Here is a 13744-nt window from a genome sequence, read left to right on the forward strand (position 1 = left end):
CCGACCACCCCGACGAGATCTCAGGAGGAGACCGCATGAGCACGGCACCACGCATTCTCGGCGGGCGGTACGAGGTCGGTGAGCTCATCGGTCGCGGTGGCATGGCCGAGGTTCACGCCGGCCACGACACCCGTCTCGGACGCTCCGTCGCCATCAAGATCCTGCGCTCCGACCTCGCGCGCGACCCCTCCTTCCTCCAGCGCTTCCGCCGCGAGGCGCAGTCGTCGGCCGGGCTCAACCACGCCAACATCGTGGCCGTGTACGACTCGGGTGAAGACACCTTCGTCGAGGCCGGCGGCGGCACCGTCGACATCCCCTACATCGTCATGGAGTACGTCGACGGCCAGACGCTGCGCGAGATCCTCAACGACGAGAAGAAGCTCAGCTCGGACGAGGCCTGCCGTGTGACGATGGGCATCCTGTCGGCCCTCGAGTACAGCCACTCCAAGGGCATCGTCCACCGCGACATCAAGCCCGGAAACGTCATGGTGACGCGCGGCGGCAACATCAAGGTCATGGACTTCGGTATCGCGCGAGCCCTCGCCGACGTCGGCGCGACGATGACGTCGGCCCAGGCCGTCGTCGGTACCGCCCGCTACCTCTCCCCCGAGCAGGCCCAAGGCGAGAGCGTCGACCCGCGCACCGACCTGTACTCCGCAGGTTGCGTGCTCTTCGAGCTACTCACCGGGCGTGCGCCCTTCGTCGGTGAGCCGGTCAGCCTCGTCTACCAGCACATCGGTGAGCAGCCGCAGCCGCCGTCGCTGTACGAGCACTCGGTGTCACCCGAGCTCGACGCCGTCGTCCTGCACTCGCTCGAGAAGAAGCGGGACGCTCGCTACCAGAGCGCCGGCGAGTTCCGTTCGGACGTGCTCGCGGCTCGCTCCGGCCAGGAGATCTCCGCGGCCGCCCTCGCGAGTACCCAGGCCGCAGGCGACAGCACGGAGGTCGTCAACTACACGCGCCGCGGCGCAGCTCTCGCGGCGCCGACCACACGGCGGAACTCGACGAGCGTCACGAGCCGAAGCGTTCGCGCGGCGGTCTGTGGGCTCTCGCCGTCATCGCGGCCCTCGCCGCCATCCTCGGCATCGGCTACCTCTTCATGAACCCGAGCGGCACCACCGACCAGGTCACGGTGACGAAGGTCGAGGGCATGACCTACGACCAGGCCTTCTCGACTCTGTCGCAAGACTTCACGGTCGAGCGCAAGGAGACGTCCTCCGACCAGAGCGAAGGCACCGTCGTCGGGCAGGACCCGCCGGGCGGCACCAAGGCCGACCGCAACTCCACCGTCACGCTCACCGTCTCGACGGGCCCAGACTCCGTGAAGGTGCCCGACGTCGTGGGCGACTCGGTCGAGACAGCGCGCCAGACCCTCATCTCCGCAGGTATCGACGCCGACCGCATCAAGGTCTCCTCGGAGAAGAAGGACGACAGCGGCGTCGACTCGGGCAAGGTTGCCGAGACCAACCCCAAGGCCGGCTCGACGCTCGGTGCGAGCAACGAGATCACGCTCTACCCGAGCAGCGGCAAGGTCACCGTGCCCGATCTCGTCGGCAAGACCCAGGACGAGGCGACGCAGGCGCTCTACAAGGCGCACCTGTCGATCAGCGTGACCTACGAGCGCACGGACGACGAGACCAAGCAGGGCAAGGTCATCTCCGTGCCCGATCAGGGCAGGAAGGTGGACAACGGCACGGCCGTGGTCGTCGTGGTCGGCCAGAAGCCCGAGGCCACCGTCACGGCGACGCCCTCACCGACGTCGACACCGTCCTCCTCGTCGTCGAGCTCCAGCTCCTCGAGCAGTTCCACCTCCTCGAGCACCAAGCCGAGTTCGCCGAGTGACACGACCGAGCTCACGCCGTCGAACACGGCGAGCCCGCCGAACGAGGACGACTAGTCACGAAGACCTCGAAGGGCCACCCCGATTCGGCCGGGGTGGCCCTTCGACGTCGGTGTCGCGTGGCCGGGCGACGGCGGGTCAGCTCGCGCGCACGAGCGGCGCCATGTCGTGACTCGCCTCGACGGCCGTCGTGGAGCCGCACATCCGCAGCCAGTTGGCGAGCATGCGGTGACCACCGACCGTCATGACGCTCTCGGGGTGGAACTGCACGCCGTGCAACGGCAGGTCACGGTGATGGGCCGCCATGATGATTCCGGTGTCGGTGCGACCGTTGACGACGAGTTCGTCGGAGACGGTGGCCGGGTCGATCGTCAGCGAGTGGTAGCGCGTGGCGGTGAACGGGTCGGAGAGACCCTCGAGCACGCCCGTGCCGTCGTGGAAGACCTCGGACGTCTTGCCGTGCAGCAACTCCGGCGCACGCCCCACCGTCGCGCCCGTGACGACGCCGAGGGCCTGGTGGCCGAGACACACCCCGAGCATCGGCTGGTTGCGCTCGCCGCACGCCTCGATCATCTTCATGCTGACGCCGGCGTCCTCCGGGGTGCCGGGACCAGGCGAGACGAGCACGCCGTCGAAATCGGCGCCATCGGCCGCGCTGATCGCGTCGTTGCGCAGGACCGTCGTCTCGGCGCCCAACTGCTGGAGGTAGCCGACGATCGTGAAGAAGAAGCTGTCGTAGTTGTCGACGACGAGAATGCGCGGCGAGTCGGTCATGCCCACCAGTCTAGGTGCGCCCATCTCGCACGGCCCAGCGCCGCCGTCAGCGCTGGGCCCGGGCGTACTTCAGGGAGAGCGAGCCGGTGAACGCGGGGAAGGACGCGTTCTGCTCCGTCTTGACGTCATAGCCCAGCCCGACGAGGTCGACGTACTGCTTGTAGATCTTCACCGCTTCGTCGTCGTCGAGGGCTGCCTTGAGCTTCACCGGGTCGCCGATGGCCTTGATCGTGAACGGTGGGCTGTAGACACGACCCTGAAGGATGAGGGTGTTGCCGACGCAGCGCACCGCGCTGGTCGAGACGACGCGCTGATCCATGAGCATCATGCCGCGAGCGCCCGCGCGCCACAGCGCGTTGACCACGGCCTGGACGTCCTGCTGGTGGACGACGAGCCAGTCGGGAGTACCGTCTTCGGGCAGCTGGTCGACGCTCTTCTTGCTGTCGTCGAGGGTGACGGTGATCGCCTGCCCCGTCAGCGGCGCGAGACCGGCCGGGTCCTCCTCCTTCGACGCCTGAGCGTTGATCTTGGACGCCTGTGCGGCTGGTCCGTCCTTCTTCGCGGCGGCGCTCTGCGCCTGTTCGACCTGACGGCGCAGGCTAGCGACGGACTGCTGCTTCCCCTTGACGCGTCGGTCGGCTCCGGCGACGACGTCGCTGAGCTGTGTGTTGCCCGAGCGCAGATCGATGCCGTGGGCCGCACGCGAACTGACGGCGAACATGAGGCCGGCCACGAGCGTCACGATCGGGACGGCGACCTGCCAGAGCTTCACGCGGCGGCGCGAGGGCATCCGGACACTCTCGTTCTGCTCGACGCCGGGCGCTTCGTTCGGTGCGTCATTCGGCGCGTCGGTCGCGGGAGTGCTGGGCGAATCGGCCACGCGGACGCCTCCTTCATGCTGCGTACCGGCGAGTGAGTCAACTAGGCTCTCACCTTAGTTGACTCACCTCCAGAACGCCTGACACGGAAGGGGTACCCCGTGGCCCGTAAGAACTCCGACGCCGCTGCGCGCGCGCCTCCGGAGGCGGCCTCAACCCCAGGTGGTGGGTGCCGACCGCTCTCGGCCTCATGCTCCTCGGCCTCGTGTGGGTCATGACGTACTACATCAGTTCGGGCGCGTATCCGATCCCCAACGTCGATGCGATCAACATCGTCGTCGGCTTCGCCTTCATCATGGTGGGATTCATCATGATGACGCGCTGGAAGTAGCGCCCCTTCGACTTCGTCGGATGCCCTCGGCCCTATTGGGTCGAGGGCATCCGACGTTGTGGGATGTTTTCCCCAGAGTTATCCACAGCCTGTGTGTAATTACACGGCTGTCGTTTTCCACAACTGTGGACAAACTTGGGGACAACGCGTGGACGGCCCGGGGACAAGCATCCAGATCAGTGGAAAACCGGTGGTCCACCGGTGGAAAAGGGCAGGTCAGCTGGGGACAACTCATGTGACTCACCGGGCCCGGCCCCACGACACGCCGCCCATTCCGCGGGTTTCTCCACACCCATGCCTGTGGAAACTGTGGAAAACCCTGGTTTCGGACGCAGTTGAGGGGGTCTTCCACAGCTGGGGACGACGCTTGCTCGGTTTGTCTTGCCCCATCTGGAGCTGAGGCGAGAGATGTGGATAGGCTCTCATCGACGTTGCGGCGAACTGCGAGCGTTCACCACGCCATGGAACCGTCCTGATGACGAAAGAACTCACCTCTGGACGGCGGCGGCATCGCGGCGCACACTCAGGTCATGGGTACGTGACGCGGACGTCGGTGGCCATGCTGGGCCTGGCTGCCGTGGTGACGGGCTGGACCTACGCGACGCCCGGCGAGTCGCCCGGGCCGTTCAAGCTCTACACGCACTGCGGAGTGCGCGAACTCAACAACAACGGCACCTGGTATGTCCGCGAGGGCGGCCCTCTCGCGAGCGAGGCCGGGACGCCGAAGGGGTGGGACGACCCCTATCAGCGCGGCTGGGTCATCATCGACGGCAACCGTGCCACGTTCCAGGACAGCTCGGGCCACAAGGAGACCATCGTCGAGCGTCCAGGAGCCACGAACCCCCTCGCCGTCTGTTCGTGACCCGAGTTCGGCACGATGCATCACTCTGTCCGTATCTTGCACCTGACGTAGACAACACAAGAGGGCCTCATCGAACACTCGATGAAGCCCTCTTGGCGTGACGTCCTGGTATCAGCGCACGATTTGGATCCAGCTGAGGTCGGCCATCGCGAAACTGACGTAGGCAGCTGCGAACAGTAGCGCGGCGAGACCACCGAGCAGACCGAGCTGGATCGCCGCCGAGCGGCGGCGCACGGCGTACAAGAGGCCGGCGGCGATGCCTCCGACGATCGCGCCACCGAGGTGTGCCTGCCACGCCACGTTGCTCATCGTGAAGCCCAGCACGACGTTGATGGCGATGAGGGTGAGCATCGGGCCGATCTCGCGCCCCAGGTGTCGGTTGAGCACGATGACGGCGACGAACAGGCCGAACACACCACCGGACGCACCGACGAGCGGAGTCGCCCATCCCGACGCGTAGAGGTCGCCACCCCGAACGGGCGCCGAAGTCAGCAGTTGATAGCCGACCGACCCACCGAGCACCGCCACGAGGTAGAGGGCCGCGAAGCGGAGACGGCCCAACATCGGCTCGAGGTACTGCCCCATGAAGTACAGCGCCATCATGTTGAACAGCAGATGGATGACGTTGCTGCGGTCGTGCGCGAAGCCGCTCGTGATGTAACGCCACGGCTCGTCCTGTGCTGCCAGGGCGATGAAAGCGACGTTGCCGAAGAAGCTCCAGCTCATCAGCTCACCCACCCAGACGGCCACGCAGATGCCGATGATGCCGAAGGTCACGAGCGGGCGTCCCGGCGCGGCGGGCATGCCGAGCTCCGACCGCTGCATCGGCATCGGGTTCGCCTTGCGCTCGGCGGCGACGCAGTCGACGCACTGGAACCCGACCGAGGCCGGCACCTGGCACTGCGTGCATGCCGGACGTCCGCAGCGCTGGCAGCGCGTGTAGGCCGCGACCTCCGGGTGCCTCGGACACACCGGGATCCCTTGCTCGTCGTACGAACCGTTGTCCAGCGGAACGCTCATCGTTCTCGTCTCTGCCCTTCTCATGCGTGTGGCCCCGTCGTCATGACAACGACGGGGCCACACGATTGTCTCCCGCACCCTCACACCGTTCGGAGCGAGGGCACGGATGCGATCACTCGGAAATCGTGACGCTCTCGATGACGACGGGCTCGACCGGCTTGTCCTGGCCGCCCGTGCGGACGGCGGCGATCTCGTCGACGACCTTCTTGGACTCGTCGTCGGCCACCTCGCCGAAGATCGTGTGCTTGCCCTGCAGCCAGCTCGTGTCGGCAACCGTGATGAAGAACTGCGAGCCGTTCGTGCCCTTGCCCATGCGCTTACCGGCGTTGGCCATGGCGAGCATGTAGGGCGAGTTGAAGTTCAGCTCGGGCGAGATCTCGTCGTCGAACGTGTAGCCGGGGCCACCGATGCCGATGCCCTGCGGGCAGCCGCCCTGGATCATGAAGCCCGGGATGATGCGGTGGAACGTGAGGCCGTCGTAGAACGGCTGCGGGTTGGTGCGGCCGGCGTCGTCCTTGTACTCCTTCGTGCCCTTGGCGAGGCCGACGAAGTTCTCGACGGTCTTCGGCGCCTGGGTCGGGAAGAGGTTGATGTTGATGTCACCGTGGTTGGTGTGCAGTGTCGCGATCATGACACCCAGTGTTCCACGTGAAACGCACACGGGCACGGCGGCCTCGCGGGTGTTCGCACTCGGCGGAAGCCCGGGCGTCACGAGGCCGACGTCTCCGTCCCTTGGTGTGGGCCCGGCCGACATCCCCACCGTCCGACCTGCCGAACCGGTTGGTAAGCGGGCAGCGAACAAGGCAGGATAAGAGGCAGAAGAGTATCCACCCGCAGGAGAGGAACAGCCGTGCTGTGGAAATCCGAACCCACCAAGACCGAGAAGGCCAAGGAGGCTGCGCTCACCGCGGTCGACCTGGCTTCGACGAAGGCCGCTGAGGCCAAGGCGAAGACCGAGAAGGACATCGTCCCCACCCTCGCAGAGAAGGCCGAGGAGGCCCGCGACTTCATCATGGAGAAGGCAGAGGAAGCCCGCGAAGCCGCTGCGCCGCACCTCGAGAAGGTTGCCGACGCCACTGCCGACCAGCGTGAGGCTGCCGCCGACAAGGTGAGCGTGCCCAAGGCCGTCGCCGCCGCGAAGATCGCCGACGTCGCCGAGTCCGCTGCCGACGCGCGTGACGAGGCCGAGAAGAAGGGCCGCAAGGCTGCGAAGAAGGCCGACGAGAAGTCGTCCAAGTTCGCGAAGCAGGCCGACAAGGGCGCCGAGAAGAGGAAGAAGAAGGCCGACAAGAAGGCTGCCGCTCTGGCGGGCTTCCTCGGTGCCAAGGCATCGCGCGCGGAGAAGAAGGCGACGAAGAAGTTCGGCGTCGACACGCGCCAGGACGTCGCCTACAAGGCTGCTGCTCTGAAGGGCCAGGCCCAGCAGGTCGCCGAGGACAAGGGCCTCACGGCCGACAACGCTCGCGACTTCTACAAGGACGAGCTGCTCCCGCACCTCAAGGAGATCCTCGCGACGGCCGCCGCCGCCGGCACCGCCGCCTCGCACAACGTCGTGGGTCAGCTTCCCGACGGTGCGCAGGAGCAGGTCGCGCGTTACGCCCCGGCCCTCGCACCCAAGAAGAAGAAGGGTGGCTTCCTCATCGTTGTCGGTGCGGCCGCCCTCGCCGGTGCCGGCTACCTCGTGTACGCCGACCAGCAGAAGAAGAAGGCCAAGAACGCCCAGCTCTCCGAGGCTGCCATCGCGGACAGCAAGGCTGACCGTTCGGACGAGATGACGATCAACAACCCCGTCACCGACTTCAGCAAGGCCGACGACACCACGATGGTGCGCCCCGCGGGCGACGGCACGGCCGAGCCGGCAGGTGGGCCGGGCACCGCTGCCACGTGGACCGAGGCCGAGGAGTCGGGCCACATGTCCACCGAGGCACTCGAAGGTGAGACGCGCAGCTCGCGTCGCGCCGCGCGCGGCGACGTCTGAGACCAGTCGCTCCGCTCGAGGGGCCGCTTCCCTGCTGGGGGGCGGCCCCTCGTCGTGTGCCTGCTCCTGACGCGTCGTGTGAGCGCCTTCCCCGACGCCCGGGCCCGGCTTCGGCGCTGCGTTGCACCAAAGGTCGATCACTGCTTCTTTCGGTTGATAGACAAATAACTAGATTCTGCTAGCCGAGGGAATCGGCGCGTCCCATCGGGGTAACCCTGTTCGACGTCGTCGTCAGCGGAACGCCGCCTCGCGCCCACAGCGTGGGCAGGCACGCGCGGATTCGGTGGCGCCGGCCGTACAGTCCGTTCATGGCGCACTTCCTCAGCTCCGTCGTGTTCGCGACGGCCACCGCGGTGCACCGGGCCCGGACACGTTCCTCACGCTGCGCAACACCGTCATCGGTGGCCGCGCTCGAGGGCTGTGGACGACGCTCGGCATCGGGGTCGCCGGTGCCACCCAGGGCGTCCTCGCCGCGGCGGGGCTGGGCGCGATCATCGCCCGTTCGGAGCCTGTGTTCCAGACGATCCGCTGGCTCGGTGTCGCCTACCTCGTCCACCTCGGCGTCATGGCGCTGCGTACGGCCATCAAGGCGCGCAGCGAGGGCTGGGCCATGACGCCGGAAGCGACGCCGCGGAGCCCGCGCCGCTCGTTCCGTCAGGGATTCCTGTGCAACATCACGAACCCGAAGGTGCTCGCGTTCAACCTCGCGGTACTGCCGCAGTTCGCCGGCCCTGGCACAGGGATGCTCACGCTCCTCGCCTACGCCCTCACCCTGACGATCGTCGGCACGATCGTGCTGCTCGCCGTCGTGGGGCTGGCCACGCGTGCCCGCGATGCACTGGCACGTCCGCTCGTCAACCGCGGTGTCGAGGGCGGTACGGGCGTCGTCATGCTCGGTTTCGCGGGGGCTCTGGCCGCCGAGGGCTGACCTAAGGTCCCTTCGTGCCGCATGATTCACCGTCGGTGCGCGTCCCGCGCGGGGTACGGATAGGTTGAAGGCATGGCAACCAAGCGCATCACCTACGTGCTCATCGACGGCGAGAACATCGACGCGACGCTCGGCACGTCCATCCTCGGACGACGACCGCACCCGGACGAGCGGCCGCGCTGGGATCGGCTGCTGCGCTTCGCGGAGCAGGAGTGGCGTCAGGATGCCAAGGGTCTGTTCTTCCTCGCCGCGAACGGCCCCGAGCTGCCGATGTCGTTCATCCAGGCGCTGACGGCCCTGGGTTACCAGCCGATTCCGCTCTCCGGTGCGTCCGACGAAAAGGTCGTCGACATGGCCATCCAGAAGACGCTGGACGCGCTGCGGACCTACCAGGCCGACGTCATGCTCGTCAGCCACGACGGGGACTTCCTGCCGCAGGTGGAGCCGCTGCTCGGAGGCTCGCGCAAGGTGGGACTCATCGGCTTCAAGGAGTTCCGCAACTCGGGCTTCGCTCCCCTCGAGGCGCAGGGCATGGAGTTCTTCGACCTCGAGCACGACGTCAAGGCGTTCAACGCGACGCTGCCGCGGCTGCGCATCATCCCGATCGACGAGTTCGACCCGATCGCCTACCTCTGAGTGCTGGCCCGCCTCCGCGCAGGGAAAGCAGACTTCGCCGGAGAAGGGCCTCGTGGGAGCGTCACCGCGCCCACGAGGCCCTTCTTTCGTTACGGTCGCCGCGCCAATTGCTCCCGTGACGCGACGAAGGCCCTCACCTGTGCGGTGAGGGCCTTCGTCGTTCGGTGGAGGTAAGGGGACTCGAACCCCTAACCCCCTGCTTGCAAAGCAGGTGCGCTACCAATTGCGCCATACCCCCGAGGGGTGACGGTCAGTTCTTGCCCGGTGCGGTGTTCTCCGGCTGATCCGTCGCTTTCGCCCACAGCTCCTTGCCCAGTTGTTGCTTCTGGTACTCACTGTTCGCGTAGATGGCTGTCGCCGCGGCGGCGGCGGCGAGAAGAACCTTGTACATCGGGAACTCCCAAGCGAACTCGAGGGGCAGTGGTGGTGGGCCTAACTGGACTTGAACCAGTGACCTCTGTCTTATCAGGACAGCGCTCTAACCGACTGAGCTATAGGCCCCTGCACCGCTTCCGCGCCTGCTCGTTCACCGAGCGGCACGAGCGTTGAGATTACCCTACGCCGCGCGCGCCCCGCAAATCCGAGGGGCACCGGCGACGCAGGGGCCGTCGCGCAGACGAGCCCCACCCGGATCTGGGGAACTTCTGCCGATCTGACGGCGATATATCGCGGCCAGATCCAGACATCTGCACCGGCTGGAACCGAGGATGCCCGCAGACGCCCGAAGGCCCCCACCACGAGTGTGGTGAGTGCCTTCGAAAAGCAGCGACAGACCTCAGTCGCGGGTCTGAAAACCCTGCCAACAAACCAACCGGACCAGCGCAGACCTACGAGACCACGCTGGAAGCCGACCCGCCCCCGAAGGCCTGTCGCACCGAGGGATCTGACCGAGCTTGCGAGGTCATCACCGGAAGACAGGACAAGGGAGCTCACTCGTCGCTGAGGGTCAACTGCACGCCGCCGACGAGGGAGGCGCAGATGTTGTAGAGGAACGCGGTGAGGGTGGCGATGGCCGTCATGAGGATGATGTTGAGCACGCCGATGACGATGCTGAACGAGATGGCGCGTCCGAATCCGACGTAGTCGAGGATGTCGAACTGCGATCCCTGACGGTCGAGGGTGCGCAGCATGTCGTTGGCGGCGCTGAAGGTGCCCATGCCGGCGAGGACGGTCCACAGCGTCGCGACGAGCACGACGGACGCGATGGCGACGGCCACGGACAGCAGGAAGGCGATCTTCAGAACCGACCAGGTGTCGACGCGCGACAGGGTGAGGCGCACGCGACGAGGCGTGGTGCGCCGCGGTGCCGGACGCCCCGCGCCGCCCTTCGGCGCTCCCGCGGCCGAGCGGCCGGCTGGTGACGCGACGCGCTGCTGCGGCGGGCGTCCCTGGCGTGGTGCCGCAGCAGTCGCCTCAGCGCCCGGCAGTTTGGTGCGCGGTTCTCGCGAGTTACTCACTCACTGTCTCCCGACTCGTCGTTCTCGGCGGTAACGGCATCCTCCGAGGGGTTTGTCACCTCTGCGTCATCTGCCGTATTCGCATCCGAACCTACCTGCTCGTCGGCAATTTCCTCGGCTTCCTTCTCGGCGTTGCGCGCAACCGCGACGATGGAGTCGCCCTTGCCCGGGGTGGCGAACTGGACGCCCTGGGTGTTGCGGCCGGTCTCGCGCACCTCGCTGACGGCGCTGCGCACGATCTTGCCCTTCTCCATGACGACCATGACCTCGTCACGGTTCTCGACGACGAGCGCGCCGACGAGGTCGCCGCCTCGTTCGGAGATCGTGGCGACCTTGACGCCGAGCGTCGCGCGGCCCTTCGTCGGGTACTCCTCGACGGGGGTGCGCTTCGCGAGGCCGTTCTCGAAGACGACGAAGACGTAGAGCTTCTCGGCGGCGCCGCGCTCCACCTCGTTCGAACCCTCGGGCACGACGCTGAGCGACAGCAGTTCGTCGCCGTCGCGGAACTTCATGCCGGTGACACCGGACGTGGAGCGGCCCATCGGGCGCAGCGAGTCGTCCGTGGCGGCGAAGCGCACGGCCTGACCCTTGCGCGAGACGAGCAGGACGTCGTCGCTCGCCTCGGCGAGCTTGGCGCCGACGAGTTCGTCACCGTCACGCAGGTTGACGGCGATGAGGCCGCCCGAACGCGGCGAGTCGTACTCGGACAGGCGCGTCTTCTTCACGAGGCCGTTGCGCGTGGCGAGCAGCAGGTACTCGTGGTCGGAGTACGTGCGCAGGCGCAGCACCTGGGCGATCTGCTCGCCCGGCTGGAACGCGAGCAGGTTCGCGACGTGCTGGCCCTTGCTCTCGCGCGAGCCCTCGGGCAGTTCGTAGCCCTTGGTGCGGTAGACGCGCCCGGCGTTCGTGAAGAACAGCAGCCAGTCGTGCGTCGACGTGGTGAAGAAGTGCCCGACCACGTCGTCGCCGCGCAGCGTCGCGCCGCGCACGCCCTTGCCGCCGCGACGCTGGCTGCGGTACTCGCTCACCTTCGTGCGCTTGACGTAGCCGCCGTGCGTGATGGTGACGACCACGTCCTCCTCGGGGATGAGGTCTTCCATGTTCATGTCGCCGTCGAACGGCACGATCTGGCTGCGACGGTCGTCGCCGTACTTGTCGACGATCTCGGCGAGCTCGTCGGAGACGAGCTGACGCTGACGCTCCGGCTTGGCCAGGATGTCCTTGTAGTCGTCGATCTGCGCCTGGATCTCGTCGTGCTGCTCGACGATCTTCTGACGCTCGAGGGCCGCGAGGCGGCGCAGTTGCATGTCGAGAATGGCGTTGGCCTGGATCTCGTCGACGTCGAGCAGGTCGATGAGGCCGGCGCGGGCCTCCTCGACCGTGGGGCTACGACGGATGAGGGCGATGACCTCGTCGAGCGCGTCGAGCGCCTTGAGGTAACCGCGCAGGATGTGGATGCGCTTCTCGGCCTCGTCGAGGCGGTACTGCGTGCGTCGCTGGATGACGTCGATCTGGTGCTCGACCCAGTAGCGGATGAACGCGCTGACCGGCAGCGTGCGGGGCACTCCGTCGACGAGGGCGAGCATGTTCGCGCCGAAGTTCTGCTGAAGCTGCGTGTGCTTGTAGAGGTTGTTGAGCACGACCTTCGCCACGGCGTCACGCTTGAGCACGATGACGAGGCGCTGGCCGGTACGACCCGACGTCTCGTCGCGGATGTCCGCGATGCCCGCCATCTTGCCGTCCTTGACGAGCATGGCGATCTTCTCGGCGAGGGCGTCGGGGTTGACCTGGTAGGGCAGCTCCGTGACGACGAGGCACTGCCGGCCCTGGATCTCCTCGACATTGACGACGGCGCGCATCGTGATGCTGCCGCGACCCGTGCGGTAGGCGTCCTCGATGCCCTTCTTGCCCATGATGAGGGCGCCCGTCGGGAAGTCGGGGCCGGGGATGCGGCGCAGGCACTCCTCGAGGAGCGCCTCACGACTCGCCTCGGGGTTGGCGAGCAGCCACTGTGCGGCGTCGGCGACCTCGCGCAGGTTGTGCGGCGGGATCTGGGTGGCCATACCGACGGCGATGCCGGCGCTGCCGTTGACGAGCAGGTTCGGGAAACGGCTCGGCAGCACGGTGGGCTGCATCGTCTTGCCGTCGTAGTTCGGCTCGAAGTCGACGGTGTTCTCGTGGATGTCGCGCACGAGTTCCAACGCGAGCGGCGCCATGCGGCACTCGGTGTATCGCGGGGCGGCGGCGCCGTCGTTACCCGGCGAACCGAAGTTGCCCTGGCCGTCGACGAGCGGGTAACGCATCGACCATGGCTGAACGAGGCGCACCATGGCGTCATAGATGGCCGAGTCACCGTGCGGGTGGTACTGACCCATGACGTCACCGACGACGCGGCTGCACTTGTTGTAGCCACGGTCAGGGCGGTAGCCACCGTCGTACATCGCGTAGACGATGCGGCGGTGCACGGGCTTGAGGCCGTCACGCACGTCCGGAAGCGCACGGGAGACGATGACGCTCATCGCGTACTCGATGTAGCTGCGCTGCATCTCGGCGTTGAGGTCGATGGGGTCGACGCGGTGGGCGACCGGGGCCTCGACGGCGGCGCGAGCCTCCGGAGTGTTCGGCACCTTCGGCGTCTCGACGTCACCGGGCGTGCCGGCGGTGGCCGCTGCGGCGTCGCTCACGGGCGCGTCGGGGTCTCCGGCGGGCACCTCGGGGAGGTCGGCCGCGTCGTCACCCGGCAGGTTCGTGTCGTCAGACATGGTTTCTTTCCTTCGACGAAGGGAAATTCATTGAGTTCTTAGGTGGTGTTTCACGTGAAACGAAGGACGGGAACGTCCGACCGTTCCACGTGAAACACGATGTTCAGTTGGCGAGGATTGCCCAACGCAAGTAGGTCGTCACGTCAGACCCGACCCCGGACGGCGACGCCCCCTACGGGAGCCGACCGCCCACGACGTCGCGCCGCCGATCAAGCGCGGGAAGCAGGGGATGCGACGAAGGAGCAGACCCTGAAGCCCGCGCGCTGAGAAGGCGCGAC

The 13744-nt window shown here is 67.1% G+C and carries 14 protein-coding genes and 2 tRNA genes; 7 read left to right on the top strand and 9 right to left on the bottom strand.

The window, feature by feature from the left end; genetic code table 11:
* Nucleotides 1-35 precede the first annotated feature (35 nt).
* Together D1832_RS10550 and D1832_RS10555 are read left to right on the top strand one after the other, a co-directional pair.
* Nucleotides 36-1103 (top strand): protein kinase domain-containing protein, encoded by a 1068-nt coding sequence (locus D1832_RS10550; RefSeq protein WP_118913909.1) that lies wholly within the window; start codon nt 36-38, stop codon nt 1101-1103.
* Entirely contained in the window at nt 1100-1897 is a 798-nt protein-coding gene (locus tag D1832_RS10555; protein WP_118913911.1) for a PASTA domain-containing protein, read from the top strand. Before D1832_RS10550 ends, D1832_RS10555 begins: the two co-directional genes overlap by 4 nt.
* Nucleotides 1898-1978: 81 nt before the next feature.
* Here D1832_RS10555 and D1832_RS10560 read toward each other — a convergent pair whose 3' ends face one another.
* Complete coding sequence (locus tag D1832_RS10560) at nt 1979-2614, bottom strand: aminodeoxychorismate/anthranilate synthase component II (protein WP_118913913.1); 636 nt, start codon at nt 2612-2614, stop codon at nt 1979-1981.
* A gap of 46 nt (nt 2615-2660) precedes the next feature.
* Nucleotides 2661-3494 (bottom strand): DUF881 domain-containing protein, encoded by an 834-nt coding sequence (locus tag D1832_RS10565; protein WP_241510976.1) that lies wholly within the window; start codon nt 3492-3494, stop codon nt 2661-2663.
* Between the two features lie 167 nt (nt 3495-3661).
* Between D1832_RS10565 and D1832_RS10570 the strand changes: the two genes are divergently transcribed.
* Both D1832_RS10570 and D1832_RS10575 read left to right on the top strand, forming a co-directional pair.
* The gene (locus D1832_RS10570) at nt 3662-3823 is read left to right on the top strand and encodes a cell division protein CrgA (RefSeq protein WP_118913915.1); all 162 of its coding nucleotides are present in this window, start codon (nt 3662-3664) and stop codon (nt 3821-3823) included.
* A 538-nt stretch (nt 3824-4361) separates the two neighbouring features.
* Entirely contained in the window at nt 4362-4685 is a 324-nt protein-coding gene (locus tag D1832_RS10575; RefSeq protein ID WP_147362681.1) for a hypothetical protein, read from the top strand.
* Nucleotides 4686-4796: 111 nt separating this feature from the next.
* On the opposite strand, the gene D1832_RS10580 is transcribed toward D1832_RS10575, so the two are convergent.
* Both D1832_RS10580 and D1832_RS10585 read right to left on the bottom strand, forming a co-directional pair.
* Entirely contained in the window at nt 4797-5705 is a 909-nt protein-coding gene (locus tag D1832_RS10580; protein WP_118913919.1) for a rhomboid family intramembrane serine protease, read from the bottom strand.
* Between the two features lie 112 nt (nt 5706-5817).
* Nucleotides 5818-6336 (bottom strand): peptidylprolyl isomerase, encoded by a 519-nt coding sequence (locus tag D1832_RS10585; protein WP_118913920.1) that lies wholly within the window; start codon nt 6334-6336, stop codon nt 5818-5820.
* Nucleotides 6337-6555: 219 nt separating this feature from the next.
* Between D1832_RS10585 and D1832_RS10590 the strand changes: the two genes are divergently transcribed.
* The 3 genes from D1832_RS10590 to D1832_RS10600 all read left to right on the top strand — a co-directional run bounded on the left by D1832_RS10590 (nt 6556) and on the right by D1832_RS10600 (nt 9247).
* On the top strand, nt 6556-7683 hold the full coding sequence (locus D1832_RS10590; RefSeq protein WP_118913922.1) for a hypothetical protein: 1128 nt from the start codon (nt 6556-6558) through the stop codon (nt 7681-7683).
* 283 nt (nt 7684-7966) lie between these two features.
* A complete protein-coding gene (locus tag D1832_RS10595) occupies nt 7967-8611 on the top strand; it encodes a LysE family translocator (protein WP_206609391.1) in 645 nt (214 codons plus the stop codon).
* A 72-nt stretch (nt 8612-8683) separates the two neighbouring features.
* Nucleotides 8684-9247, top strand: coding sequence for an NYN domain-containing protein (locus D1832_RS10600; protein WP_047310850.1), 564 nt, complete (start codon nt 8684-8686; stop codon nt 9245-9247).
* 165 nt (nt 9248-9412) lie between these two features.
* On the opposite strand, the gene D1832_RS10605 is transcribed toward D1832_RS10600, so the two are convergent.
* The 5 genes from D1832_RS10605 to gyrA all read right to left on the bottom strand — a co-directional run bounded on the left by D1832_RS10605 (nt 9413) and on the right by gyrA (nt 13466).
* Nucleotides 9413-9485 (bottom strand) — tRNA-Ala (locus D1832_RS10605).
* Nucleotides 9486-9497: 12 nt separating this feature from the next.
* Entirely contained in the window at nt 9498-9638 is a 141-nt protein-coding gene (locus tag D1832_RS15375) for a hypothetical protein (protein WP_165357973.1), read from the bottom strand.
* A 33-nt stretch (nt 9639-9671) separates the two neighbouring features.
* Nucleotides 9672-9748: transfer RNA gene (locus tag D1832_RS10610), tRNA-Ile, on the bottom strand.
* 428 nt (nt 9749-10176) lie between these two features.
* Complete coding sequence (locus D1832_RS10615) at nt 10177-10704, bottom strand: DUF3566 domain-containing protein (RefSeq protein WP_118913923.1); 528 nt, start codon at nt 10702-10704, stop codon at nt 10177-10179.
* Nucleotides 10701-13466, bottom strand: coding sequence for a DNA gyrase subunit A (gyrA, locus tag D1832_RS10620; protein ID WP_118913925.1), 2766 nt, complete (start codon nt 13464-13466; stop codon nt 10701-10703). The genes D1832_RS10615 and gyrA overlap by 4 nt, the downstream gene beginning before the upstream one ends.
* Nucleotides 13467-13744: the final 278 nt, after the last annotated feature.

Origin of the sequence: Dermacoccus abyssi (assembly GCF_003515945.1) — a bacterium.
Lineage (GTDB): Bacteria > Actinomycetota > Actinomycetes > Actinomycetales > Dermatophilaceae > Dermacoccus > Dermacoccus abyssi.

Excerpts from the sequence above, each read along its gene's own strand:
- D1832_RS10550 (WP_118913909.1), top strand. The coding sequence starts at position 36 with ATGAGCACGGCACCACGCATTCTCGGCGGGCGGTACGAGGTCGGTGAG.
- D1832_RS10555 (WP_118913911.1), top strand. The coding sequence starts at position 1,100 with ATGAACCCGAGCGGCACCACCGACCAGGTCACGGTGACGAAGGTCGAG.
- D1832_RS10580 (WP_118913919.1), bottom strand. The coding sequence starts at position 5,705 with ATGAGCGTTCCGCTGGACAACGGTTCGTACGACGAGCAAGGGATCCCG.
- D1832_RS10560 (WP_118913913.1), bottom strand. The coding sequence starts at position 2,614 with ATGACCGACTCGCCGCGCATTCTCGTCGTCGACAACTACGACAGCTTC.
- D1832_RS10600 (WP_047310850.1), top strand. The coding sequence starts at position 8,684 with ATGGCAACCAAGCGCATCACCTACGTGCTCATCGACGGCGAGAACATC.
- D1832_RS10585 (WP_118913920.1), bottom strand. The coding sequence starts at position 6,336 with ATGATCGCGACACTGCACACCAACCACGGTGACATCAACATCAACCTC.
- gyrA (WP_118913925.1), bottom strand. The coding sequence starts at position 13,466 with ATGTCTGACGACACGAACCTGCCGGGTGACGACGCGGCCGACCTCCCC.
- D1832_RS15375 (WP_165357973.1), bottom strand. The coding sequence starts at position 9,638 with ATGTACAAGGTTCTTCTCGCCGCCGCCGCCGCGGCGACAGCCATCTAC.